At 56.1% G+C, this 1,655-nt stretch carries 2 protein-coding genes; both read right to left on the reverse strand.

All coding sequences use genetic code 11. The features are described 5' to 3' along the window. Positions 1–455 (reverse strand): hypothetical protein (locus NMQ16_RS19105; RefSeq protein WP_257082557.1); only part of this gene is annotated, 455 nt, incomplete at its 3' end. 301 nt (positions 456–756) lie between these two features. Further along, a complete protein-coding gene (locus NMQ16_RS19110) occupies positions 757–1,503 on the reverse strand; it encodes a WecB/TagA/CpsF family glycosyltransferase (RefSeq protein ID WP_257082558.1) in 747 nt (248 codons plus the stop codon). Positions 1,504–1,655: the final 152 nt, after the last annotated feature.

The raw sequence follows: 1,655 nt of genomic DNA on the forward strand, positions 1-1,655 counted from the left end.
TCCAGCACCCGTGTGTGATTGCCATCCGCTGACCACTTGCGCAGCACGACAACCTGATTCGCCCGACCTTCACCGCTGCTTCCATCCACAACCCTGATCTGCAACCGTCCAACGTAAAAACGATATGCGCCCGTCTCCACGATCTCGTCGCTGTACACCCATCTTCCATACGGCTGCGTACGAAACACGTAGACCCGGCCCGCTCCAAGACCCTCGAGATCGAACCTCACCAGTCCTTCCGCGTCCGTATCGCTCTTCGCCCTCCACACAAGACTGCCGTCCGCAAGCTTCTCGTACGCACTCACCGACAGCGCACCCAGATAACTCTCGTTCAGCCGGTCAACAACCCTCACGACGATCCCGGCGCCGAAGGACAGCGCTGACATGCTCAGGAGGAGCAACCCCAACAACAGGTCACATGCGACTTTGAAAAAGTGATGACGACCAGCTGACATGAAGCACCTACCGAGTAACGCTAACTATTGTAAAAAAGGCGCATAGCTTGGCCGCTTGCCCTCTCCCGATACATTTTCCCCGGCAGACAACCTCGAATGGCCGTCGATACAAGCAACCACAAGAGGCTGCTCGGAACAGGGGACGAGATATATGACGGCAGCAGCAGCGCCGTTTTAATGAACTTTTACAATCTGATACAAGCAAAAAAAAAGCCCCGGGAGGGCTCTCATGCTGTGTTCAACGACCTTCTGATTTACCTGTTTGCCGGAAATCAAGCACTACCGCATCCGACGCCGAACTTCAGGAACGCAGAAGCTGGCGCAGAGCGCCGATGACAAAAAGCGTATTCGTAACGAGATAGCGCTTCCACAAGCGCCGAGGCTCCGAACACAAACGGTGCAGCCACTCAAGTCCAAGCGACTGAAAAATCTTCGGTGCACGCTTGACCGTTCCGGCATGAAAATCAAACGCCGCTCCGACACCGATCATCACTGCATTGACTCGGCCCCGGTGAGCAGCCATCCAGCGCTCCTGCTTGGGGCAGCCCAAGCCTACGAAAACAATCCCCGCTCCACTTGCATTGATTCGAGCGACCACATTTTCATCCTCATCTTCCGATAACGGCCTGAACGGAGGGGACTCGAAACCTGCCAGAGGTATCTCCGGAAGTTGCATGCGTAGATTATCTTCAAGTCGTGACAATGTTGTTTCACTACCGCCGTAGAAATAGACTGGAACATTTTCAGCGCGTGCTCTGGTGCACAAGAGCCACGTAAGATCCGGGCCACAGACACGACGTTGCGTCGGATCCGCCGTTTTCCTCAAGACCCATGCAACAGGTGCGCCGTCTGGCGTCGCCATGTCGGAACAGGAAATGATGCGTCCGTACGCCGGATCCTCCGTCGCGGTCACCACGACGTGTGCATTGCAAATCGTCACATAGCGCGATTCACGACGAGAGGCCCAGTCAAGAATCGTATGAGCAGCGTCATTCATCGAGACGATATCAATCGGCACACCGAGCACGCTTCCCGTTCGTCTTGTCATCGGGCAGCGCCTCTCCCAATAGCCGAATATTCGATGCCGAAGCTGCGCGGCACGTCCGGCTCGTACAGATTGCGCCCGTCAAAGATCACCGGCTGCTTGAGCGTCGTCCGGATCCGCTCGAAGTCCGGGCTGCGGAATTCCTTCCACTCGGT

The organism is Methyloversatilis sp. XJ19-49 (assembly GCF_024580145.1).
Lineage (GTDB): Bacteria > Pseudomonadota > Gammaproteobacteria > Burkholderiales > Rhodocyclaceae > Methyloversatilis.

What these genes read in the sequence shown, in the direction of transcription:
- NMQ16_RS19110 (WP_257082558.1), bottom strand. Translation starts at nt 1,503, where the DNA reads ATGACAAGACGAACGGGAAGCGTGCTCGGTGTGCCGATTGATATCGTC.